The sequence below is a fragment of the Melioribacteraceae bacterium genome (assembly GCA_019638015.1).
Lineage (GTDB): Bacteria > Bacteroidota > Ignavibacteria > Ignavibacteriales > Melioribacteraceae > JAHBUP01.
Window position 1 is genome coordinate 1,578,568 of the sequence record JAHBUP010000001.1, and the last position, 24,474, is coordinate 1,603,041.

19 protein-coding genes and 3 tRNA genes are annotated in these 24,474 nt (G+C 34.8%); 17 read left to right on the forward strand and 5 right to left on the reverse strand.

All coding sequences use genetic code 11. The features are described 5' to 3' along the window. Positions 1-519: 519 nt before the first annotated feature. The 3 genes from KF816_06590 (at position 520) to KF816_06600 (ending at position 3,323) form a co-directional block, all read left to right on the forward strand. The gene (locus KF816_06590) at positions 520-1,149 is read left to right on the forward strand and encodes a hypothetical protein (GenBank protein ID MBX3007681.1); all 630 of its coding nucleotides are present in this window, start codon (positions 520-522) and stop codon (positions 1,147-1,149) included. A gap of 540 nt (positions 1,150-1,689) precedes the next feature. Further along, on the forward strand, positions 1,690-2,031 hold the full coding sequence (locus KF816_06595; GenBank protein ID MBX3007682.1) for a helix-turn-helix domain-containing protein: 342 nt from the start codon (positions 1,690-1,692) through the stop codon (positions 2,029-2,031). Next, positions 2,031-3,323, forward strand: coding sequence for a type II toxin-antitoxin system HipA family toxin (locus tag KF816_06600; GenBank protein ID MBX3007683.1), 1,293 nt, complete (start codon positions 2,031-2,033; stop codon positions 3,321-3,323). Before KF816_06595 ends, KF816_06600 begins: the two co-directional genes overlap by 1 nt. Before the next feature lie 131 nt (positions 3,324-3,454). On the opposite strand, the gene KF816_06605 is transcribed toward KF816_06600, so the two are convergent. The 3 genes from KF816_06605 to KF816_06615 all read right to left on the reverse strand — a co-directional run bounded on the left by KF816_06605 (position 3,455) and on the right by KF816_06615 (position 5,766). Then, a complete protein-coding gene (locus tag KF816_06605; GenBank protein MBX3007684.1) occupies positions 3,455-4,492 on the reverse strand; it encodes a tyrosine-type recombinase/integrase in 1,038 nt (345 codons plus the stop codon). A 312-nt stretch (positions 4,493-4,804) separates the two neighbouring features. Then, positions 4,805-5,044: a 50S ribosomal protein L28 gene (gene rpmB, locus KF816_06610; protein ID MBX3007685.1), complete on the reverse strand. Its 240-nt coding sequence runs from the start codon at positions 5,042-5,044 to the stop codon at positions 4,805-4,807. A gap of 233 nt (positions 5,045-5,277) precedes the next feature. After that, positions 5,278-5,766 (reverse strand): ferritin, encoded by a 489-nt coding sequence (locus KF816_06615; GenBank protein ID MBX3007686.1) that lies wholly within the window; start codon positions 5,764-5,766, stop codon positions 5,278-5,280. Between the two features lie 193 nt (positions 5,767-5,959). Between KF816_06615 and mtgA the strand changes: the two genes are divergently transcribed. Continuing rightward, on the forward strand, positions 5,960-6,631 hold the full coding sequence (gene mtgA, locus KF816_06620; protein ID MBX3007687.1) for a monofunctional biosynthetic peptidoglycan transglycosylase: 672 nt from the start codon (positions 5,960-5,962) through the stop codon (positions 6,629-6,631). Here the strand turns inward: mtgA and KF816_06625 are convergent. Together KF816_06625 and KF816_06630 are read right to left on the reverse strand one after the other, a co-directional pair. Continuing rightward, on the reverse strand, positions 6,628-7,074 hold the full coding sequence (locus tag KF816_06625; GenBank protein MBX3007688.1) for a hypothetical protein: 447 nt from the start codon (positions 7,072-7,074) through the stop codon (positions 6,628-6,630). The genes mtgA and KF816_06625 overlap by 4 nt on opposite strands. 186 nt (positions 7,075-7,260) lie before the next feature. After that, a tRNA-Ser gene (locus KF816_06630) sits at positions 7,261-7,348 on the reverse strand. 159 nt (positions 7,349-7,507) lie between these two features. On the opposite strand from KF816_06630, the gene KF816_06635 reads away from it, so the two are divergent. The 13 genes from KF816_06635 to KF816_06695 all read left to right on the forward strand — a co-directional run bounded on the left by KF816_06635 (position 7,508) and on the right by KF816_06695 (position 24,468). Further along, positions 7,508-7,594, forward strand: a tRNA-Ser gene (locus tag KF816_06635). Positions 7,595-7,886: 292 nt separating this feature from the next. Beyond that, a complete protein-coding gene (locus tag KF816_06640) occupies positions 7,887-10,268 on the forward strand; it encodes an FtsX-like permease family protein (protein ID MBX3007689.1) in 2,382 nt (793 codons plus the stop codon). 629 nt (positions 10,269-10,897) lie between these two features. Then, positions 10,898-12,115: an ornithine--oxo-acid transaminase gene (gene rocD, locus KF816_06645; protein MBX3007690.1), complete on the forward strand. Its 1,218-nt coding sequence runs from the start codon at positions 10,898-10,900 to the stop codon at positions 12,113-12,115. Positions 12,116-12,280: 165 nt separating this feature from the next. Then, positions 12,281-13,228: an aldo/keto reductase gene (locus KF816_06650; GenBank protein MBX3007691.1), complete on the forward strand. Its 948-nt coding sequence runs from the start codon at positions 12,281-12,283 to the stop codon at positions 13,226-13,228. A 60-nt stretch (positions 13,229-13,288) separates the two neighbouring features. Continuing rightward, positions 13,289-14,011 carry an OmpA family protein gene (locus tag KF816_06655; GenBank protein MBX3007692.1) on the forward strand — a complete coding sequence of 241 codons (723 nt, stop codon included), beginning with the start codon at positions 13,289-13,291 and terminating at the stop codon, positions 14,009-14,011. Positions 14,012-14,057: 46 nt separating this feature from the next. Further along, positions 14,058-14,131, forward strand: a tRNA-Glu gene (locus KF816_06660). A 71-nt stretch (positions 14,132-14,202) separates the two neighbouring features. Next, positions 14,203-14,532, forward strand: coding sequence for a (2Fe-2S) ferredoxin domain-containing protein (locus tag KF816_06665; GenBank protein MBX3007693.1), 330 nt, complete (start codon positions 14,203-14,205; stop codon positions 14,530-14,532). Beyond that, positions 14,525-15,196 carry an endonuclease III gene (gene nth, locus KF816_06670; protein MBX3007694.1) on the forward strand — a complete coding sequence of 224 codons (672 nt, stop codon included), beginning with the start codon at positions 14,525-14,527 and terminating at the stop codon, positions 15,194-15,196. Before KF816_06665 ends, nth begins: the two co-directional genes overlap by 8 nt. Beyond that, positions 15,183-15,749, forward strand: coding sequence for an HDIG domain-containing protein (locus KF816_06675; protein MBX3007695.1), 567 nt, complete (start codon positions 15,183-15,185; stop codon positions 15,747-15,749). Before nth ends, KF816_06675 begins: the two co-directional genes overlap by 14 nt. Positions 15,750-15,751: 2 nt before the next feature. Then, positions 15,752-16,204, forward strand: a complete 453-nt coding sequence (locus KF816_06680) for a peroxiredoxin (GenBank protein MBX3007696.1) — start codon at positions 15,752-15,754, stop codon at positions 16,202-16,204. 110 nt (positions 16,205-16,314) lie between these two features. After that, positions 16,315-20,268, forward strand: coding sequence for a type IX secretion system sortase PorU (gene porU / locus KF816_06685; protein ID MBX3007697.1), 3,954 nt, complete (start codon positions 16,315-16,317; stop codon positions 20,266-20,268). A 36-nt stretch (positions 20,269-20,304) separates the two neighbouring features. Next, the gene (gene porV, locus KF816_06690) at positions 20,305-21,465 is read left to right on the forward strand and encodes a type IX secretion system outer membrane channel protein PorV (GenBank protein MBX3007698.1); all 1,161 of its coding nucleotides are present in this window, start codon (positions 20,305-20,307) and stop codon (positions 21,463-21,465) included. Between the two features lie 3 nt (positions 21,466-21,468). Next, a complete protein-coding gene (locus KF816_06695) occupies positions 21,469-24,468 on the forward strand; it encodes a T9SS type A sorting domain-containing protein (GenBank protein ID MBX3007699.1) in 3,000 nt (999 codons plus the stop codon). The last annotated feature ends 6 nt before the right edge of the window (positions 24,469-24,474 follow it).

The window sequence follows — 24,474 nt, forward strand, 5'->3', positions numbered from 1 at the left end:
TATATAAATTTGATCATAATATCAGGTTTATAATTTATAAATAATCCTGAAAGCGTGAAAACAATTGAAATTCTTAACAAAATATGTTTTCACAAACTCTATCAAGTGGAAGATGATGACTTCCTATAAATATTAATAAAAGTAGCGTATTTAGCTCAGTATAGTTATTTTAAATCGTATAGCAAAGTTTTTATTATCGGGAAACAAAATATTATGAAAAGAAAGTTGATACAAATAGAGACTCAAACACTGAAATCAATAAATTAGAATAGAAAGTAAAAAAATACTAACAGATGGGTGAACAGCTTAAGTCGGTTTGGCAATTTGGCGATAGAAGTGCTTCAATTAAAAATTTGTACAAGGTTCAAGATTAGAAATTCTATTTAATCCCGAAGCTTTCGCGTTGCTAAAAATTCACCGCATCATTAAGCCGTAAAACTTTGCAGCTAATGCTAATCGCTGTATCGATCATTTTCTGATTGAGCACAATGCCAGAGTATATTTTTATAAAGGAAACATATGAGAGTTTATGCAGAATATTTTACAAGCGATAACGGTAATGAGTATCGGAAAAAGACATTATTACATTTCGGTAAAAGCACGAACCTAATAGGTAGTGCAGTTCTGATAAATCCTGGAAGTGCAAAGCCTAATGGAGAGCCTAATGCAGAATTTATTAATTCATTTTATTATGAAAATCATCACATAAAAAGTATAGATACGAATATTTGGAAGACATTTTCTCCAGACTCAACAATGGGACAACTTGAGAAAATATTCAATGGTTGGTATTTAGGAAAATTTTTCGAACTCAATGGAGTAATTCAATTATTCAATTGTTTTTATTTAAAAAATCATAATCTTGGAGAGGCAATTAAAAACTATAATGTAGAATTGGATATTAATTTCAATGAATCTCAATTCTTCATAGATAAACCTGTTTATTTTGGTTGGGGAGACGAAGGGAAATCTGGCTATTTAAAACCAATTGCGATAGAAATATTTACGAAATACGACCAGAATATAACTCCTATATATGACTCTAAGTTCGAGAATAACTGTTTTTACCATCCTCGTTACGTAAATTTTTCCTATAACCGTGACAGAATACAGAAATTATTGCTAGATTTTTTTAATTTAATTAATTGACAACAACTACAAGCAGTGGGCTGAAATGAAACATCAGCTACCTGGCAAGTGCGGCAGCGGTGGTTTTCTGTGTTCATCTTTCCGCCTTGGTTGCTTGGCAGGGAATCTGTCCCTATCTTTCATTCAGTTTGCAGCTTAAATACTACATCAACTTAAGATTTGAATTGATTTATATAACAGAATTGAAGGATTCCAATTGAAACCACCCGATTATTTACTTGAAATATGTGGTAAAAATGATTATTAAAAATGTTGATAGCGCGATAAGCATCAATCAGAAGGATGTAGGGAAGGATTACTCATGTGGCATTTCATTAAAAAGCTGCTGCCAATTCAAACATTGACTACCTCGGAATGCGTAGCAAATCAAAATGCCTCATAATATGATGAAAAATCCCACCATTAAAGCCTAAATACATATTTAGTGATGATAAAAATCCACATTACTTAACCTTTCTATAGTCGGTTATTTGCAACATTGAGGTTAATTATATATCTTTATGATGGAAATAATCAACAATAAGATTTAAACAAATGGACATGAATTCAAAATACTGGTATGGGATGAGTGACCCGGCGATTATAGAGGTCATGGGAAACTTTGTTAAGAAAACCCGATTAAACCAGAACCGGACACAGCAGGCCCTCTCTGAGGCCGCGGGTATCAACAGGTCAACACTGGTACAATTAGAGAAAGGGAAAGGGGGGACTTTGCTTTCTCTTATTCAGATTTTAAGGGCATTAGGGCAGCTGCACTTATTTGAAATTTTTGAGATAAAGCAGGAATTGAGTCCTTTACAATTGGCGGAAATAGAAATGAAAAAAAGACGTAGGGCCAGTAAGGATATCTCCCAAAACAATAAACCAAAAAGTGCCTGGTAATGATTACAACAGCTTACATAAATTTGTGGAATAAACGGGTTGGTGCGGTTGTTTGGGATATTGATAGAAGAGTTGGATTGTTTGAATTTGCCCCCTCTTTTCTATCCAATAAATGGGATATATCCCCTCTAAAAATGCCCATAGAAGCAGTGGCCGGAAGAGTATTCTCATTTGCTGAATTAAGAGATACCCAAACATTTAAAGGACTACCCGGCCTATTGGCTGATGCTTTGCCTGATAAATATGGTAACGCATTGATAAATGTCTGGCTTGCCAGAAATGGCCGGTCGGCTAATAGCTTAAATCCAGTCGAGCTATTGTGTTTTATCGGTAAAAGAGGAATGGGGGCATTGGAATTTGAACCGGTTGAACCTAAGACATCAAACAGTACGACTAAAATTGAAATCGACAGCCTTATTCATATCGCGCAAGAAATTCTCTCAGGAAGAGAGGACTTTACTTCCAGTCTGAGCGCTAATGAAGAAAAGGCACTAATTGATATTTTAAAAATCGGATCATCGGCCGGTGGTGCAAGAGCCAAAGCGCTCATTGCATATAATCCAATGACAAAAGAAGTTCGTTCCGGCCAAACGGATGCACCTAAAGGATTTTCCCATTGGATATTAAAATTTGACGGTGTAACCGACTTGGAATTAGGTACCTCATATGGTTACGGTAGAGTGGAAATGGCATACCACATGATGGCAATAGATTCAGGTATTCAGATGACAGAATGCCGGCTGCTTGAAGAAAACGGACGGGCACATTTTATGACCCGTAGGTTTGACAGAGAACATGGAAAAGGGAAGCTTCATGTGCAGAGTTTTTGCGCTATGGCCCACTACGATTTCAATGATATTACCAGCTATAGCTACGAACAAATATTTGAAACCATGCGGAGCTTGCTAATGCCTTATGACCAGGCCGAACAGTTGTACCGAAGAATGGTCTTTAACGTAATAGCCAGAAATTGTGATGACCATACTAAAAACTTTGCATTTATTATGGATAAAACAGGGCAATGGAGACTTACTCCGGCATTTGATGTCTGTCACTCCTATCGTCCTGATAGTAGATGGGTAAGTCAGAATTCCTTAAGTATTAACGGTAAACGAAAAGATATCACTCGTCATGACCTTATTTCTGTTGCAAAAAATATGAATATAAAAAAAGCTGAACGTATAATTGACCAGATTGCTAAGACTGTTTCCAACTGGAGAATATATGCCGAAAGGGTTTCTGTCAATAATGATCTCATAGAAGCGATCGGCAAAACATTGCTCAATCTATGAGCATCAAAATGAACTGACCTCAATTCCGGTGAATCTTTCTCGAACCCAATATCTGCTCGCTGATTGTTGTATAAAGAAAATAATCTTTGAATAATTTTCTCAAAATATTTCCATCACTAACATGGATTTTTTTATAACAAATTAACCGCATCTTTTAAGTTTTGCTGCTGAAGATGACTATAAATTTGTGTGGTAGCCAAATCCTCGTGTCCTAGTAATTCTTTAATGATGTAAAGTGATACACCTTTTTGAGCCAGCAGAGAAGCAAAGCTATGTCTTAAAGAATGAAAATGTACTTTCTCATTTAGTTTCAACTTCCGAGCTATAGTTTTAAATTGTTTGCTAATTGTTTCATCATGAAGCTTAATCCCTTTAATACGGCAAAAAACAAAATCATTGGAGAGTGGATTGACTAATTTATATCTCTGGCTAAGAAACTCCTTAACCTTTGAGCTCATGGGAACAATCCTTTCTTTCTTGCTCTTTGTAGAAAAAACTTTCGTACACTTAATTGTGATCTGATTTTGTAAAAAATCTATCCAGTTCCATTCCATATTAATCAGTTCTCCAAGTCGCAATCCGGTGTAGAACGCCGTGGTAAATATATCTCGTAGATGCTGATAGGGTGTATTCAATAAAATTAATTGTAATTCATCCTCAGTAATAAAAGCAGGGAATGTTTTATTCAGCTTCGGAAATTTCACTTTATTAAATGCATTCGTTTCCAGGTAATTCCATTCTAATGCTTTATTGAATGCTGCTTTCAGCGTGCGGTAATATTGATGGGCGCCTCTTTGAGTTCTTGCGAATGTAGTTGTAATAAATTTGTCGATAATTCTTGTATCAATGTCTCTTAAAGAAATTTCTCCGCAGCATGACTCAAACATTTTAAAAGATAAGTCAATAGAATTAATATAGTTTTTTGATTTCGTCAGTCTAACATAATCGAGATATTCATTCTTAAACTGAGCTATGGTTGGGAAATTTTTTTTCTCGTCTTGGTCGGATATTTCTTTACTTCTCTGGTTGAGAAGAGAATTTTGAAATTCATCTAAATATTTCCAAGCTTCCTTTGCCGTCGTCTTTTTTGTTGAGTGTGTTTTTCGTTTGCCATCGACGAAATAAACTATTTGGTAGAATCTTGATTTTGGAACTTTTACTACGAACATGGTCTCTCTCCTTGCCGTAGTGTATGTACTTTTGTATGTACTTTTTAGCACAAAACTTCGAAAACAAGCCAAAAACGAAGAATCCCTGTGACTCTGGATCAGAAGAGTTCAGGTTCGACCCCTGACGGGGCAGCATATAAATCCTTGTAATTTAATAAGTTATGAGGATTTTTTATTTGTTGAAATGGGGGTATTCTTTTGGGTGATACGATTTTTTGTTCTATTTGTTCTTAAAGGAAAATATTCTAAATAGGGTTTGAAACTGATAAGTAATAAAAAACCCCGCAGTTGCGGGGTTTTTTTGAAATCTTCTTATCTGGCTTTAATCTTTTTTTCAGTCACTAATTTTGCAATTTCAGATGTACCATTCTTTGCCACAGTTCTTAATGCGCTAGCAGAAATTTTAACTGTAACAAATTTATTCAATTCTTTAACCCACAATCTTTTCTTCTGTAAGTTTGGTAAGAATCTTCTCTTGGTTTTATTATGAGCATGTGATATGCTGCTACCGGCTACTGGACCAACTCCAGATACTTGACACCTTCTCGCCATAAATTCCTCTTATTCTTTTTTCGAGCTCCAAAAATAGGAAAAAACCAGATTATTCCAAAAAAAATATTGGAAATCATTAATGATTTTTGAGTGAATGACGCTATTATTGGTCCTAAATAAAGAATTAAAATAAGTTTGTTTGAAAAGTAGATTAAGATGCGGGATTCCCGACAGAAATAATTGGAATCCCGTCTAAAAATGAAGTTTAATTAACAACAAATTACAGAAATAAATTATTGTCTTTTTCCGAGTTGACGATCCAACATATACAAACTGCCCTTAGAATCACCAATTTTATGGAAATCACTTACAATCTGAGATACACCTGCTACTTCCTCAACCTGCTCGGTCACAAACCATTGCAGGAAAATGCCGGTAGCATGATCTTTTTCAGCTGAGGCAATCTCAACAAGGTTGTGAATTCTTTCTGTTATGTATAATTCATGTTTGTGAGCTTCTTCAAAAACTTCTTGTAAAGAAGTCCACTCCGCTTTTGGTTTTTCGATTGCTTGGAGTTCTACTCTTCCACCCATTTCATTAATATGTTTGTAAAATTTCATGCCATGCGCGTACTCTTCTGCGGCTTGTAGCTCCATCCACTTTGCGAATCCAAGCCAATTCTGACTTTCAAAAAAAGCAGACATTGACAAATAAAGATATGATGAATATAGTTCGGCATTAATTTGATCATTTAAAGCTTTTTCCATCTTTTTAGTAAGCATATTATCCTCGCTAATTAATTATTGTTTGTACGAAAATATCTATTTATTGATTCTTATTCAAACTTATTACTATTAAACGGGAAATATCATAATTTAGTTCAGTATTTATTTGTTCTATTTTGATTTTATCAGTTCATTAAAGAAAAGAAATTTTTTCAATTATATGAGAACCATTTATAATTTTATCACCAAAATGCTTATGGTTTTGGGGATTTATACAGCAGTCAGCATTATTATAATTTTATTTTTCCGGTTTATTGATATATCCCACTCCTCATTTATGAACTCAGCCAGTGAGTTCCCGGAGGGATTAATTATAAATGACATTGATTATAAGTTCGTATCGATTAATAAGATGTCCTCGGCACTTCCTCTAGCTGTCATCGCATCAGAGGATCAAGCCTTCTTTGAACATTTCGGATTTGATTTTAATCAAATTGAAAAAGCTCTGAAAGAAAATAAAAGAAGAAAAAGAATTAGAGGTGCAAGTACAATTTCCATGCAGGTAGCAAAAAATCTTTTCCTCTCTCCCAGCAAAAACTTATTTAGAAAGGGGTTGGAATCCTATTATACTCTACTTTTAGAATTACTTTGGGGGAAGAAAAGAATCTTGGAAGTTTACCTTAACGTTGCCGAAATGGGGAAGAATACATACGGAGTAGGTGCGGCATCAAATAAATATTTTAAGAGAGAGCCTGCTCGAATTAATTTTTCCCAAGCCGCATTAATGGCTTCTGTTTTGCCCAAACCTTCAGTTAGAAATTTAAGCAGACCAAGTGGATATATGATCAGGAGAAAGGCACAAATAGTTCAGCAGATGAATCAGTTGGGCGGGAATAAATTTATTAAAGAAAATCTCTACTAATTTTCCTTTTTACTCAAAATCTCAATACACTTATTATAGATACTCTCCAATTCGCTTTTCTCCAAAATCGGGTAATTGTACTTGTATTCTGCCTCACCAATCGAATTTTTATACCTGTAACTTTTTAAAACATTCTTCTTTTCATCATAGAAAATCATCTCTTTGATTGAATATCGGTATAAGGATTTGCTGATTAAATAATTAATCTTTATTTGTGAAATATCTCCGGTAATCTCTTCAATATTTATAGAGGAGTTTAATTCTTGAAGTGTCCAGACGTCAATTTCCTCCCCATCGTTGCTGAATAGCCCGGTAACATTAATGTAAATTGATTTTTCATCATTAATCAATACGGGAAGCCAGTTCTCTTTTATTTCTTGAGGCCAAATATCATTAATAGATAAAAATATTAATACTGCAAAAACTATATTAAATCTTTTCATTTTTTGTTATAAGAGGAAGAAATTTTATCAATTACTTGAGTAGCTCTGAACAATAGTATTGTATAAACAAACTTCCGCCTATCCTATTTAAATTAGTTATAATGAAAAATAAATTAATAGAAAAGCTGTGCGTGTGGTTTAGACTGAAGAGATTGATTTAGTGGAATGTATCTAATTGATAAGATGCGGAAAGGGGGGGATTCGAACCCCCGGTCCGACAATGCCGGACAACGGTTTTCGAGACCGCCGCATTCAACCACTCTGCCACCTTTCCAAAGAACAAATTTTTGTGCTGCAAGATAATCAATGTTGATTATATCAGTACACTCTCATATAAAAATATTTTAAAGAAATGGGGCGGGGAAAATGAAATTTGAAGCAAAAGTTGGTAAAAAAAACTATAATTAATATATTTGAGCCCTAACTTTGAAATGGAGAGGTGCAGGAGTGGTTGATCTGGCTTCCCTGGAAAGGAAGTGTACCTGCAAGGGTACCGAGGGTTCGAATCCCTCTCTCTCCTCATAGAAAAACAAAACCTCGATTATAGCGATTAAACGCTGTTTTTGAGGTTTTTTATTTTGTAAGGGGTCTACTTATACTGCATAAATGGCCTAAAAAGATGTGTACTTGGCAATAAATTGGCACAAAAAATTATCGGTATTATCCTGTTTTTACAGGAGGGTGGAGTTTCAACCACCAGCACCAGAAACATTTGTCCCTAATCAGGTGGCCAACCTGTCTTCGGTAGGCAGGTACTTGATAATGGGAAAAAACTAATTTATCATTAGTACAAAAATCGGGGGGCAGGTCAAATGCATATGCTTCTAAATTATTTCCGTTATACATTAAGGTTTATATTAAAATACAAAGGATATTCAATAATAAATATTCTTGGACTTTCTTTAGCATTAGTCCCGGCTATTTATGCGGTTTTATTTATATCCTATGAATTTAGCTATGATAAATTTAATGATAATTATGAATACATTTATAGATTAGTTGTCGACAATAAATTGGGAGATAATACTGTTAGTTCTCCAATCATGCCTAACGCTCTGGCTTCAGTAATGAAAAGAGAATTTCCCGAGATTAGGTTTTGTGTCCAGTTAAGAAACTTCCCAGAAATGATTACCATAAACAACAATAAATTTTTTGAAAAGGATGTATGTTATGCCGATCCGGATATTCTAAAATTATTTTCTATTAAACTTCTTAAGGGAGATATTTTAACCTCGCTAAGTTCTCCAAATTCGATTTTGTTGAATAAATCAGTTGCTCTCAAATACTTTGGAAATGAGGATCCAATTAATAAGGTTTTGCAACTCGGGAATTATCAGCAAATGATAATAAAAGGAGTGTTTGAAGATCTTCCTGAAAATTCACATTTTCATGCAAATTTTATTGTTCCCAAAAGCCTAATTACCAGAGAACAAGGCGCAGGATTTAGCGATGAAAATTCCTGGGGATATTCAATGTATTTTACTTATTTCATGGTTTTACCCAATACAGACGTAAATTCGTTGTTATTAAAAATGCCGAAATTATTGAGGGAAAATTCATCAAATGAATTTTTTAACAGGTCTAAATTATATTTTCAACCTCTAAAAGATATTCACCTTTATTCGAATCTTCAAACTGAATTGTCGAAGAATGGTAACATTAAAACTGTATATCTATTCATTCTTATATCAGTAATTATTCTCATAATAGCGATTGTTAATTATATTAATTTAACAACTGCAAGATTAGTAAAGCGGTCCAAAGAAATAGCAATGAGAAGGATTATCGGAGCCGATACAAATCAACTTTTTATTCAAATAATGACTGAATCAGCGATTATCACCTTTCTTTCTTTTTTAATTAGTATAGTAATAACAATTATAGCTGTTCCGAAAATTAATTACTTAATTGATAGAGACATACCTCTATCTATCTTATTCAATCATAATGTTATTATTGCTGCAATCATATTGCTCGTCGTTATAAGTTTTTGTTCCGGTATCTATCCCGCACTCAGTGTTTTATCAGTTAAACCACTTAACATATTTAAAAAAGGAAACTTTTCTTCAAATAAAAATTTACGAGACACCTTAGTAATATTTCAATTTGTTTTATCTATTGTTCTAGTTTTCAATTCGTCAATGATAAAAAAACAACTAAGTTACATAACCAGCAAAAATTTAGGATACAATAGAAGCAATATTATTATCCTCAATATTTACTCAAAGCTGAATAATGGAGGGTTACAAACATTTAAAAATTCACTCTTACAAAATCCGTTAATTGATAAAATAGCTTTTTCAGTTAATTTGCCAAATTCGTCAGTTTGTAAAACAAATATTTCTTGGGAGGGTAAAAACCTAAGTACGAGCATGGACATTAATTACAATCTTGTGGATTATGATTTTATAGACTTATATGGAATAAAACTTGTTGAGGGTAGAAATTTTTCAAAGGAATATCAAACTGATCAATCGGTGGGCATTATTTTAAATGAAAATGCTGCAAAAAAGCTTGGAAATAAAGAGCTGCTCGGAACGACTATCAAACAAGACGATATAAATAGACAAGTTATTGGTGTTGTAAAGGATTTCCATATGTATTCACTATATGAAAATATAAGGCCCTTTTATCTTGCAATTGATACAAGCGCTACGATGTATTATTGTTCCATAAAAATATATCCGGATAGTTTTCAAGAGATCCTTCCTTTTATAAAAAATAAATTTCATTTGCTTCAACAAGATTTACCGTTTAAGTACGAATTTTTTGATGATATTATTGATGTCTCTTATAAATCAGAAAAAATTCTTGATTCTATTTTAAATTGGTTCTCTTTTTTTTCCATATTTATAGCTTCGATGGGAATATATGGACTAGTTTCTTTTGTTACTGAAGCGAGACAAAAGGAAATTGGTATAAGGAAGGTAGTTGGAGCAAATTCATGGCAAATTGCGTACAAATTATTTTACAATATGATAAAGTTAATTGTAATATCCAGCTTGATTGCTGCGCCTATAGCCTATTTATTGATAAACAAATGGTTGAGTAATTTTGCGTATAGAACAGATATTGATTTTAAACTATTTATAATAACTTCATTCGTTATTTATTTATGGTCATCTTTAGCTATGGCAACACAAATCTATAAAGCTTCTACAAAAAATCCAATTGAAGTAATGAGATATGAATGAAGTTAATGCTATTTGTCTCTATGCATTATTCAAAACGTAATAAAAATTGCTCGATTGAATTGAAAATCGAGCTGGGTTTTAGCTATCGAAATTGAAAACATTGGTTGTTATGATCGTGTATGATTGCAAAATATTGATTACCGCATAGATTTAAATTGCAAGTAAAGTGGATTTCATCGATCAATAATGATATTGGCAGAAGGAATTATTCGAGAATTACTGCGCAGAGTTTCTTAAGTAATAGTTAAGCAGACTGTTGGTAACAGCAACTTTAGATCTTCCCGAATTGTCGCTATCAGAACTTCATCGAATTATAAAATGAAATATAGAATTATTAGAACAGAGTAGAGTGGCTATCGAAAGAATGAGGAGGTTCTGCCGAGTCTTTGTAGACGGTAGATTTGGAAACGTCTCGGTCACTTTTTAGTCACAACATTTTTAAAAACCTCGTATTTGAACTAAAAACAAAGCATTTTTGATGTAGAAGAGAATCCCTCACTCTCCTCCAGTTTCTATATCGTAATAAATCAATCACAACTAAATCAATTTTTACCGGTTCTTCGTGTAGAGAAGTAAAAAGTTTACTATTATAGCTCATCAAAAAATCTTAAATATTACAGAGGATTAAAATGCTTACACACGATTATATCGAGTTAGAAGAAAAGTATGGAGCGCATAATTACCATCCGCTTCCAGTTGTTCTAGAAAAAGGGGAAGGAATATTTCTATGGGATGTTGAAGGGAAAAAATATTACGATTTTCTCTCAGCATATTCGGCAGTTAACCAAGGACATTGTCACCCCAAAATAATTAATACACTAGTTGAACAAGCAAAAACATTAACACTAACTTCACGCGCGTTTTATAACAATTGCCTTGGTCCATATGAAAAGTATATAACAGAGTATTTTGGTTTTGATAAAGTTTTACCGATGAATTCGGGCGCTGAAGCCGATGAAACTGCTCTAAAATTGTGCAGAAGATGGGCTTATGATAAAAAAGGGATTCCCGAAAATGAAGCTAAAATTATAGTATGCGACGGAAATTTTCATGGTAGAACTATTACAATAGTCTCGATGTCAACCGACCCCGATTCATTCAAAGGATTCGGTCCTTATACTCCAGGTTTCGTTAAAATTCCTTACAATGATTTGGATGCATTATCTCAAGCTTTGGAAGATCCGAATGTTGCCGGATTTTTAGTAGAACCAATTCAAGGTGAAGCGGGAGTATTTGTCCCGCAAGAGGGATATGTTAAAAAAGCTTATGAATTGTGTAAATCTAAAAATGTACTATTCATTGCTGATGAGGTTCAAACTGGGTTATGCCGTACAGGTAAACTATTAGCTTGCGATCATGAAAATGTTAAGCCAGATATTTTAATTTTAGGAAAAGCTCTCAGCGGCGGGGTAATGCCAATTTCTGCTGTTCTAGCTGATGATGAAATTATGCTAGTCATAAAACCGGGAGAGCACGGCTCCACATTTGGGGGTAATCCGCTCGCCTCACGTGTTGCTGTAACAGCGCTTGAAGTTTTAAAAGAAGAAAAACTTGCCGAAAACGCTGAACGTCTGGGGCAAATATTCCGAGATGAACTTAGAAAAATAAAATCTGATATGATTGAAGTTGTCCGCGGTAAAGGATTGCTTAATGCAATTGTAATCAAGCCCAAAAATGGAAAAGAGGCATGGGATGTTTGTATGCAGATGAAGGAGAATGGATTATTAGCAAAACCGACACACGGGCACATAATTCGTTTTGCTCCTCCACTTGTTATTAATGAAGAGCAAATACATGAAGCTGTAAAAATTATTGCTAAATCAATAAAACAAATCAGCGGCGAATAATAACCAGCTATTAGTGTAGTAAATTTAAACCCCGATGGGATAGTAATTCTCTCGGGGTTTTATAGATCAGCCAACCTACATTTATCGATAACAAATTTTTAAATTAATTATATTTTGATCGGCTACTAAAAATATTCTACAAAAATTAATATATGAAGAGGTTTTATGAAGAAGCGGATACTCGGCAAAAATGGACCTGAACTAACTGAAATTGGATTTGGCGCTTGGGCAATTGGTGGACCCTGGCAATGGGGTTGGGGTAAAGTTGATGATGACGAATCTGTGAAAGCTATTCACGCGGCTTTGGATGGAGGTATAAACTGGATAGATACAGCCGCCGTATATGGCTTCGGACATTCAGAAAAAATTGTTGCGCACGCTGTTAAAGGTATTCGCAAAGAAGTTTTTATTGCAACTAAATGTGGAATGATTGACGCCGGGGGAGGAAATGCCGGTTTTAATTTGTCAGCTTCCAGTGTGAGAAAAGAATTGGAAAATAGTTTGAGAAATTTGGAAACCGACTATGTTGATCTTTACCAAATTCATTGGCCAAATCCCGCAGAACAAATTGAAGAAGCCTGGAGTGAACTCTCCAAAATTAAAAAAGAGGGGAAAGCTAGATTTATTGGGGTAAGTAATTTTAATGTAGATCAATTAAAAAGATGTATGGCAATCGATCAGATACAATCCTTACAACCCCCTTATAGTATGGTGAAGAAAGGAGTACAAGATGAAATATTGCCATTCTGTTTAGAAAATGAAATCGGAGTTGTGGCTTACAGTCCAATGGGCGGGGGAATGTTAACCGGGAAATTTGATAAATCTAAAATAGCTAAAGACGATTGGCGCCAAAATAATCCTATGTTTAGTGAAGAATCTTTATCAAAAGGTTTGGCTCTTGTTGAAAAAATTAGACCTTTAGCTGAGAAGTATAATAAGACTGTAGGGCATATTGCCGTAGCTTGGGTACTATCCAATAAAGCAGTTACTTCTGCAATTGTTGGAGCTAGAACAAAAGCTCAAGCAGAACAAAATATTTTTGGCGCTGAACTAAATCTAAGTAATGAAGAGCTAAATCTACTTAATGAATTTATGGTTGAGCTAGGACTATAGTAATATTTTGTAATTGTGTAGAATATATTTTGTCAAATTAATTAGAGATTGGAGAACAGTATGAAAAAATTATTTAGTTTATTATTAGCTTTGATTCTTGTAGCTTCGGTTACGGCTCAAACAAGAAGCGGAGATTTTTTCTTTGATAAATCAACCCCGGGATATACTCTTGACAAAAATAGCGGAATGCGCTTTGTAGAAAGGGAAATAAATTTTCCGGTACCATTCGAAACAAAACCACAAATATTTGTTACAGTTTCTCTTCTCGATGCGTATGCCAAAACTCAAGTTAGGTATGCCGTAGAACCAAAAGGGGTTTCTCGCGATGGATTTGTGGTTAAGATAAGTACATGGGGCGATACACAAATAAGCGGTATTGGAGGAATGTGGTTTGCTCATGCCGAAAAATTAGAAATCAAAAAAGAGGAAATTAAAGTTGGTGAAACCTTCCAACTAAATAATGTGTACTTCGCGTTTAATAAATGGGACCTATTGCCAGCTTCATATGAAGAATTGGATGGTGTTGTGAAATTCTTAAAAGATAATACCACAGTTGAAATTGAAGTATCAGGTCATACCGATAATATTGGCTCCGACAGCTATAATCTCAATTTATCGGATAAGAGGGCTGCGGCTGTAAAAACTTATTTAGTATCAAAAGGAATTGCTGGCTCACGAATTACTTCTAAAGGATATGGTAAATCGAAACCAATCGCAATCAATACAACCGAATTAGGGCGAGAGCAGAATAGAAGAGTTGAATTTACTATCACAAAAAAATAAAATTGATTATTTGTTGTACGATACTGTAACTTTCGGATGAAATTATGGCGCGTTCGTCTAGCGGTTTAGGACGCCGCCCTCTCAAGGCGGAGATCACGGGTTCGAATCCCGTACGCGCTACAAATTCTTTCTTATCCTTATGGAACTTTCTTTAATCATATCGTTTTTCCAATAATAAAACTGAGTTAATTATGCCCCGGTTCGAAAAACATATTTTTATTTGTGAAAATAAAAGGGAAGAGGATAATCCCAGAGGATCATGTTTTCAAAAAGGAAGCACAGATCTCAAACCTATATTCCAAAAAAGATTGAAGGAATTGGGGCTCTCTCACAAAGTGAGGGCTAATGGCTCCGGTTGTTTGGATGCCTGTGAATTTGGTCCTGTTGTATTAGTATATCCAGAACAAGTTTGGTACGGTGGTGTTTGTAAAGATGATGTTGAGGAAATAATTCAGTCTCACATCCTCAATAATAAACCGGTCGAAAGATTAATGATAAAAGAAAAGAAATTTAATGGCTGATGTGACCGCTCGAGAAAGAGCCCTTGAAATTTTCAACAGTTTGGCAAAACAATACCCCGATGTAAAACCGGCATTAGAATATAAATCACCATTTCAGCTATTGATTGCTACAATACTTTCGGCCCAATGCACAGATGAAAGAGTAAATATTGTTACAAAGCAACTCTTCAAAAAATATAAACATGCAAAAGATTTTGTATCGGTGAGTAACGAGGAATTGGAAAAAGATATTTTCTCAACTGGATTTTACCGGCAGAAAGCAAAAAGTATTAAAAAATGCTGTGAACAATTAATTGAAGAATTTGGTGGAAAAGTACCAAACGATTTTGATCAATTAACAAAATTGGCGGGAGTGGGACGTAAAACCGCATCCGTTATAGCTGGAAACGCATTCGGCATCCCGGCAATAGCGGTTGATACTCATGTTAAAAGATTATCAAATTTATTAGGATTCATTGAATCAGACGATCCCGAGAAAATAGAATTAAAATTGAAAGAACTTTTGCCGGAAAATTATTGGATAAATTCATCTCATTGGCTGGCTACTCATGGGAGAAATGTTTGTTTTGCTCGAAGACCGCAATGTCACAATTGCTGCATTGCTGAACTGTGTCCTTCCTTTAATCCAAATTCAAATAAAAAGGTGAGTAATGGAAAAAAATAGCGTTGAGTTAAATAGAAATGAATGTTTAGAAATTCTAAAAGAATACACAAAAAACGAAAGTCTTCTAAAACATTCATTCGCCGTTGAATGCTGCCTTAAAGAATATGCGAAGAAATATAACGAAGATGAAATTTATTGGGGAAATATCGCTCTGCTTCATGATTTTGATTACGAGATGTACCCAAATGAACACCCATTTAAAGGTGCTGAAATTTTGAGGGAAAAAGGATTTGGAGAAGAAGCAATTAATACGATTCTTTCCCATGCAGAGTATACTAATATTCCAAGAGAGACTCTACTGCAGAAAACATTATTTGCTTGCGATGAATTAGCCGGATTTATAACTGCGGTTACCTATGTTCGTCCTTCCCGTTCAATTGATGAGGTTGATGTTAAATCAGTGCAAAAAAAGATGAAGGATAAAGCATTTGCCCGTGCGGTAAATAGAGATGACATAAAAAATGGAGCTGAACTTATTGGCATTCCATTAGAAGAACATATTAACTTTTGTATTGAGGCAATGAAAAAAAATAAATTGGAATTGGGGCTTTAATAATGGTTGGTTCGATTACCCCCGACTTTACTTTAAAAGACCAGAATGGGGAGGAGTTCAATTTGTACAAAAACCTAAATTCTCCAATCGTGCTGGTTTTCTATCCAAAGGATAATTCGCGAATTTGTTCCAGTCAATTATGTGAGTATAATAATGAATTATCTTCTTTTAACTCATTAGGTATTAAGGTGGTGGCAATAAATACAGATTCGGTGGAATCGCACAAAAAATTTTGGAATAAGTATAAATTTAATTTTCCGATCCTCTCTGACGAAGAGGGAAAAGTGTGCAAAATGTTTGAAGCGTTAACAATTTTTGGAAATGCTAAAAGGAAAATTGTAATAATTGGCATCGACCGCAAAATCATTCATTCGGATGAAAAATTCTCTGCATTTTACTTGAAAGTGGGAAAATTATTGCAGGTACTTTTAAAGATGAAATCACTTGACAATTAGTGGCCATCTTGCCTAACTTTTGCCAGCAAATTTGGAGAAAGTAGTATATAGAGAATTTATACCGTATTATTGGTTCACAGAAATATTTAAAACATTAATCGAGTTGCACTGTGATAAGTAAGAAATTCTCTATTTTAGCTGCTTTTTTTATATGCGGAATTTTATTTGGGCAGGACTTTAAAGTCCTCACCTCCACTTCCCAGCAAATTATCATAGAGTACACACCGGTTTATTCCGATACATTATTTATTAGCGGCAATTCAGGCCCTTTTTTCAAGATTAATTTTAAAGGCGCTCAGCTCGAAAATTTAGGTTCTAGAGGTGGGTATCAAATTCCTTTCAGACCATTTAATATCGGTGTCCCTTCAGAATTAGGAAATTCAATACAGATTATTTCCTCAGAATATTCCACTATTTCTGGTAAATATTTGCCTGTTCCTTCATTGATTAAGGATTCGCTTGGCTTTTCCGAAGTTTATATTGAAGGGGATGAATACAACAAACCTTTTAGTAAAGAATTAGTTTCTTTCGGTGAATTTGGTTTGCTACGAAATTTGCCCGTTCAAACGGTAAATGTTTATCCAGTACAATTTAATCCCCAAGATAACAGCGTAAAAGTTTACTCTAAAATAGTATTCAAAATGAATTTTGGAAATGGAGTTTCATCAGCAAGATCAGCAGTTGAATCATTTCTGGAACCGGCAATAATTAATTTTGATGTAGCAAAAAACTGGGGAATCGCTGAATCCAAACTGAATAAAATTTCATCTGTGCAATTTTCTACTGGTGACTGGTTTCGGTTTGAAGCAATTGACGAAGGAATTTATAAAATTGATAGAGCAACACTTACAGCTCTCGGTGTAAATGTTGATAATCTTGACCCGAGAACTTTGAAAATATTTAATCATGGCGCTACTAATCTTCCCGAACGAGTAAGTACTTTTAAAAATGATCAGCTGGTTGAAAACGCGATTTTGGTCGAAGGGGAAAATGATGGACGTTTTGATCAACAGGACTATATTTTGTTTTATGCCCGACCTACAAATTTTTGGGAGTATGATAAAACAAGAAGCAATATTGTTAGAAAAAAGCATTCATTCTCAAAAAAGAATTTTTATTGGTTGACATTTGGGGGTAGTACCGGAAAAAGAATGAGCGCCAAACCTTCGGTGCAGACTCAAAATGCATTTACTCAATCCTCCACCTGGGCATTTAGATTTGTTGAAAAAGATAGTATAAATATCGGTAAATCGGGGCGCGATTATTTTGGCGATATTCTCGACGCAAATGTTCGCAGCAGAAGATACTTAAACACTCTAAATAATTTAATCCCCAATACAAAAGTTCGCTATAACGCCCGAGTTGTAAATACTTCCGAATCAGCGATTCCATTTACTCTTGAGGAGGGGGAATCTCGGATTTATTCCTCAAATCTTAGCGGTATCGCTTCATATATTTTTGGGAGAGAGGATAATCCTAATGTGGAGTTTGCCGGTCAATACAACGAAGATCGAAGTAATGTTCGTTTCGCAATAAATACAACTTCGTCAACCGCAAAAGTTTATGTTGATTATTTGAATCTAGCTTACCAGTCATATTTAAGAGCGGCTTCCGATCAATTTATTCTTTTTTCTAAGGATACAACTGCCACAATAGATTATACTATAATGAATTTTTCAGGCAGTTCAATACAAGCATTCGATATTACAGATTTCGCAAATGTAAAAATTATTACTGGAGCGGCAGTCAGCGGTGGACAAATAAATTTTAAGGCAAATGAAATTACAAGAAATGTAAGCAAGTATTTTGTTGTAAACAGTTCTGCTTTCAAAACTCCGGTGAATGGAACAAAGGTCGCAAACAGTAATGTTAGAAGCGCATCTCCCGGTACCGAAATGATTTTAATTACCGCAAAGGAGTTCAAATCGCAAGCCGAGCGTTACGCTTCATATAGAAATTCTCAATCTCCTTATAAACATACTGTTTCTATTTTTTATGTTGATGAAATTTTAAATGAGTTCTCGAGCGGAATGATGGACCCAATGGCAATCCGGGATTTCTTGAAATACGCTTATGCCAATTGGCAGGTAAAACCATTTTATGTTCTCTTCTTTGGCGATGGGGATTACGATTACTTTAATAATGAAAAGCTGAATAGAAATTTTGTACCTACATATCAAACAGTTGAGTCACTCGATCAAATTCACAGTTATACTTCAGATGATTATTTCGCGCGTGTATCGGGGGATGATGGCAGAATCGATCTTGCGATTGGTAGATTAAATTTTCAAACTCCACAAGAAGCTGATATACTGATAGATAAAATCGTTAAATATGAAAAAGAATTAGAAAAGGGATTATGGCGTAATTTAATTACTCTTATTGCCGATGATGGTCCGGCCGCAACCGGGGAAGATGATGGTAGTTTACATACTTATCAATCAGAAAATCTTTCACAGTTCCGTATCCCAAAATATTTCGACCAAAAGAAAATTTATCTCGCTACTTATCCAACGGTTGTTACAGGCTTAGGAAGAAGGAAGCCATCAGTTAATAGAGCTATTATTGATGCTGTAAATAATGGTACGTTAATCCTTAATTACATCGGGCATGGAAATCCGGCCACATGGGCTCACGAATATGTATTTGAAAAAGCAAGCACAATACCTCAGCTTAAAAACCAAAATTACTTTTTCTTAACTGCGGCTACTTGCGATTTTGGCAAGTACGACGATCCGGCAGAACAAAGCTCAACCGAAATCATGATTAATATGAGAGATGCCGGGATGATTGGGGCTTTCACAGCCGCAAGAGTAGTGTATGCATCATCAAATGCCGTTATTAATGATTCATTTTATACCAATCTTTTCCGGAAAAATCCTTTCGACAAATCACAGAATTCAATTGGTCGTGCATATTTTCTAACAAAACAATTTTTATTCGGATTTAATGATGAAAAGTTCCATTTATTCAGTGATCCCGCTCTGCGATTGGCACAGCCATTATTATCAATGTCGATCGACTCTGTTAATGGAAAAATATCAAGTCAGGTATCCCAAATTAGGGCTTTAGATAATGTAACTATTAATGGCACTGTTAGAAATCAAAATGGTTCTGCTTCCGACTTTAATGGTGATGTGATTGTTAGTGTATTTGATTCGGGGAGAACTTTAGAATTAAAAGAGATGAATTATTCGATGAATCTTCAAGGAGGATTAATTTTCAGAGGGAGATCGAATGTAGTAAATGGAAGATTCAAATCTGAGTTTGTTGTACCAAAAGATATTTCCTATGAAAATAAAAATGGAAAAATTTCAGCATACGCATTTAATAGTTTGACCGATGGTGTAGGATATTCGAATAATATTATTGTTGGGGGAACAAACCCCGATGCTGTAAATGACGGTAAAGGTCCGGTTGTTGAAATATTTTTTGATGATTTTAATTTTTCAAGTTCATATCTGGTAAATCCCGATTTTTATCTTTTAGCAAAAATTTCAGATCAAACCGGATTAAATACAACCGGTACTGGTATCGGGCACAAATTAGAAGCAATTTTAAATGATGATGAAACAAACGCAATTGATCTTACTAATAGTTTTGTTGGCGATCTGAATTCTGCCGGCAAATCAGGAATTATTAAATACCGATTTACTAATTTTGCACCCGGAGATTATAATATCAAAATTAAAGCTTGGGATGTATTTAACAATTCATCATTAGCCGATGTAAATTTTACAGTTGTAAATGCCGATGCGGGACTAGTAATTAGAGATGTAGTTAACTATCCTAATCCATTTTCTTCTAATACTACATTTACTTTTCAGCATAATCATTCTAGTGAAGTAAATGCAATAGTCAAAATTTATACTGTTGCCGGAAGATTGATCCAAACTCTTGAAGCGAATAATCTAATTGATAAATTTGTTAAAGTTGATTGGGATGGAAGAGACGCTGATGGAAATATGGTTGCTAATGGAACATACATCTATAAAGTGATTTTAGAATCTGGGGACAGATCACTGAAAGAAACTGCGATTGGTAAAGCCGCTATTATAAGATAAAGTTTTATAAATCTTTTTATTGGAGGAATATAAGTGATGAAAAAAATGATGGTTATTCTAATAATGTTTACAGCCATGTTTATTATGAATGAAAAGCAATTTGCTCAGGGAAATTCCGCTGTTCCATTTTTAATATTAGCCCCCGATTCAAGAGCTGGCGGTATTGGCGAATCAGGTTCGGGATTGGCAGATAATTCAGCGGCAATCTATTGGAACCCGGCAGGTATTGCATTCTTAACTGGATCGGAAGTGAGTTTAACACATAGTAACTGGCTCCCCCAATTCAATCTCGATCTTTATTATGATTATGCAACTTACCGCCAATATATAGAGGATCTCAATGGCAGTATAACGGCCAGTGTAACATTCATGAATTTTGGTGAATTTGTGAGAACATCTTCACAATCTCCAGACCCAATTGGAACATTTCGCTCATTTGACGCGGCATTAACTTTAGGCTATGCTACAAAGTTAAGTAGCGATTGGGGAATGGGTTTTAATTTCAGATTAATTCACAGTAGATTAGCCGACAAACCAACAGAGCAGGAACAAGGTTCGGGTGTGGCTACTTCTGTGTCATTTGATATTGCCGCAATGTGGCGACCATCTGTTTTTGAAATTCCTCTTATTGGTGATATTGGCGGAAGTTTTAGTATTGGTGCTAATCTCAGCAATCTCGGCCCAAAAATATATTATATAGATCAAGCTCAAGCTGATCCGATCCCAACAAATTTCCGACTCGGTTTGGCCGCAAGAATATTTGAAGATGACTTCAATTCATTAACTTATACATTGGATGTGAATAAACTCTTAGTTGGCGTTGCTGATAGCAGCGGTAAGAGACCCGATTTTTATGAGGCTATATTTAGCGCATGGGCTGATCAATCAATTAAAAATGAGTTGAGAGATCTCGTAACTTCTATGGGTGTTGAATATTGGTATGGACAGCCGCAAGATTTTATGTTCGCTCTCCGAGCCGGTTTCTTTTATGAGGATCCGGAGTATGGAAATAGAAAATTTGTAACTATGGGCGCAGGTATTAGATATGACATGTACGGATTTGATTTCAGTTATATAACTACCGATTTGTTTAAAGGAAGTGAAAATCATCCACTATCTAACACATTAAGATTTACAGTTTCAATGGGATGGGGTAGTACCACATCAACCACAAAAGGATTTCCACGAGGAATTTAATTAATGAAGAGATTTCTTTTTATACTCTCAGTCTTGATTAACTTGGGCAGTTTATCTGCCCAAAATTTTAATCGCCACTCAGCATCTTCAATTAATGAGTTGAATAATTTTAATTCGTTAAAAATCTTGGCTGTAATGGTAGAATTTAAAGAAGATAATGATCAAACTACTGCCGGTAATGGAAAATTTGGATCTATTTATACAAAAGAATATGGTTTAACAATTCTTGATCCTTTGCCACATAACGCTCAATATTTTTCAGATCATCTTGAGTTTGCTAAAAATTATTTTAAAAAAGCTTCAAATGGTAAATTGAGTGTAGAGTACAAAGTACTTCCAAGTGTTATTACAGTTTCAAAGACTATAAGAAATTATGCCCCGGCTCCACGAGAATCATCATTGGATAGCGTTGGTAGATTTGCTCAGGAAGTGTGGCAATTAGCATCAGCTCAATTTGCGACAGAAGATTTTTCTCAATATGATTTATTCACAATCTTTCACGCCGGAGTTGGAAGAGAATTTTCACCTCCCGGCAGTTTGGGAAATGAGAGAGATATTCCTTCAGTGTATCTTGGTTTTAACTCACTCAAAAAAATATTTGGAAATAGTTTTAACGGATTTCCGGTAAACAGCGGGAATTATGCAATTAAAAATAGTATGATTTTACCCGCCACTAATTCAAGAGAGGTTAGTAGTACCGGTGAAAAAGTATTGGTTCAGCTTACTACAAATGGATTGCTCGTATCGAGTATTGCTAGTCATTTGGGATTGCCCGATTTATTCAATACCTCGAATGGTATTACTGCTATTGGCCGATTTGGATTAATGGATGGAGAATCAATATTTGCCTACAGTGGGATATTTCCGGCAGGGTTATCGGCATGGGAGAGAATTTTTCTTGGATGGGATTCCCCGATAGAGGTAAAACTAGAAGACGCAAAACTCAATATTACTTCTTTCACATCTAAATTGAATAATGATACAACAATCATTAAAGTACCAATTAATTCTTCCGAATATTATTTAATTGAGAACCGATCACGTGATTCTAAAAAAGATGGATTGAATCTCACTTACAAAATCGGCGGCGAAACAAAAAAGTTTTATGTGGATAAAGATAGAGGAAAATTTCAGTGGTATTTGGTTGATACATTAGCGGGCGTTGTTACCGATATTGATGACATTGATTGGGCGGTCCCGGGTAATGGAATTGTAATATGGCATATTGATGAAAAAATTATTAATCAAAAGTTGAGCTCAAATGAAATTAATTCCGATCCTCAAAATAGAGGTGTTGATATTGAGGAAGCGGATGGCACTCAAGATATTGGTGAAAAATTTCAAACCATATTTGGTGAGGAATATGGAAGAGCAACCGAAGAAGATTTATGGTACACTGGCAATACCGCTAGACTTTATAAAAATAAATTTGGATCAGATACCAAGCCAAATTCAAACGCAAATGATGGCTCCAGCAGTTTAATCGCTTTAGAAAGATTTTCAGCTCCGGCTAATAAAATGTCGTTCAATATTGTATTTGGTAATGAAAATGTTCGATTGGCTTCCAAGCTGAATCTGAATACTATCGATCCCAAATTCCTCTACATCCCACAAAACGCATTAAATGAGTTTATTGTTGTTGATGATAAAAAATTAAAGAGATTTCCCCTCGATGGTTCTGCATATGAGGAATCAAACAATTTTGGAATTGTTCGCCCAATAACATTTGTATTCAATAACAAAAAATATATTGCATCAGCAGAAAATAATCGTTTTAATATTATTGAAGGTGAAATCGGAAATTCCAAGCATAGCCAATTGAATCTCACCAAACAGAATACTTCGCCATTAATTTATGTCGAAGAATCACAGGATGCTTTTTTAATGGCTGGCACGGCAGATGGATTCATTTTCAAATTATCTATGAAAAATTATGAACTCACTGGAATAAACGCCGTGACGTATTCAAAGATTGCCGATAGCAAAATTATTCAAGTAAACGCAGTAGATTCTGATAATGTATTTGTCATAACTGAAAATTCATTGTACGATAATAAGCAAAATAAAATAGTCTTCCCGGCGGCAGTTATACAATCAGCAATAGTAAATAATACTAAAACGAACAGTGCGAGCAGTATTGTACTAACCTCGGATAATAAAATAAGTGTTGTTCAAAATGGGCAGATTGTTAAAGATATTAAAGTTGGTGCAGGTGGTAATGTTAATTCATTTTCGGTTTCAATTAATTCTGCGAGTGGGAACCCGGTGTTTTTAGTAAGCAGCGGATCAATGATTGAAGCCTTCTATCTCTCCGGAGCGATGGCCGATAATTTCCCAATTTATTCATCAAATAATGAGTTGTTTGGAAATTCGGTTTTAGCTAGTGATTTGAATGGTGATCTTATTACCGAAATTATTGCGTCAACAGTAAATGGAAAAATTTATGCGTTTGACGGCTTGACCGCAAAGATTGTAAAACCATTTCCTGTTAGCGTCGGGCAAGATGTAAAATTATCTCCGGTAATTTACAGGCACACTCCTTATCAATCGATGGGTCCAACAGCACTACAAGCATTAGCTGTAATTGATACTAAAGGTACACTGCATAACTGGGTTATCGGTCTAACTAATGATAATTTTGTTTGGGTGAATGGTTTAAAAAATTCCTACAATAATTCATCTTTAAATTATTCTCAACAAACAGATGCCGATCAAGAATATTTCCCTAATTCTAAAATTTACAATTGGCCAAATCCGGTTTATGGGGGAGTGACAAATATTCGCTTCTTCGTCTCTGAAGACTCAAATGTAAAAATTAGAATTTTTGATTTAGCAGGGGATTTAGCCGGTGAATTATCGCTTGAAGCTAAAGGAGGATTTGATAATGAAGTGGCTTGGGATATCACCAATATTCAGAGCGGCGTTTATTATGCGAATATTGAAGCCGCTTCCGGAACGGGAAAATCAGCAAATAAAATAATTAAGATTGCAGTCATTAAATAATTTTTG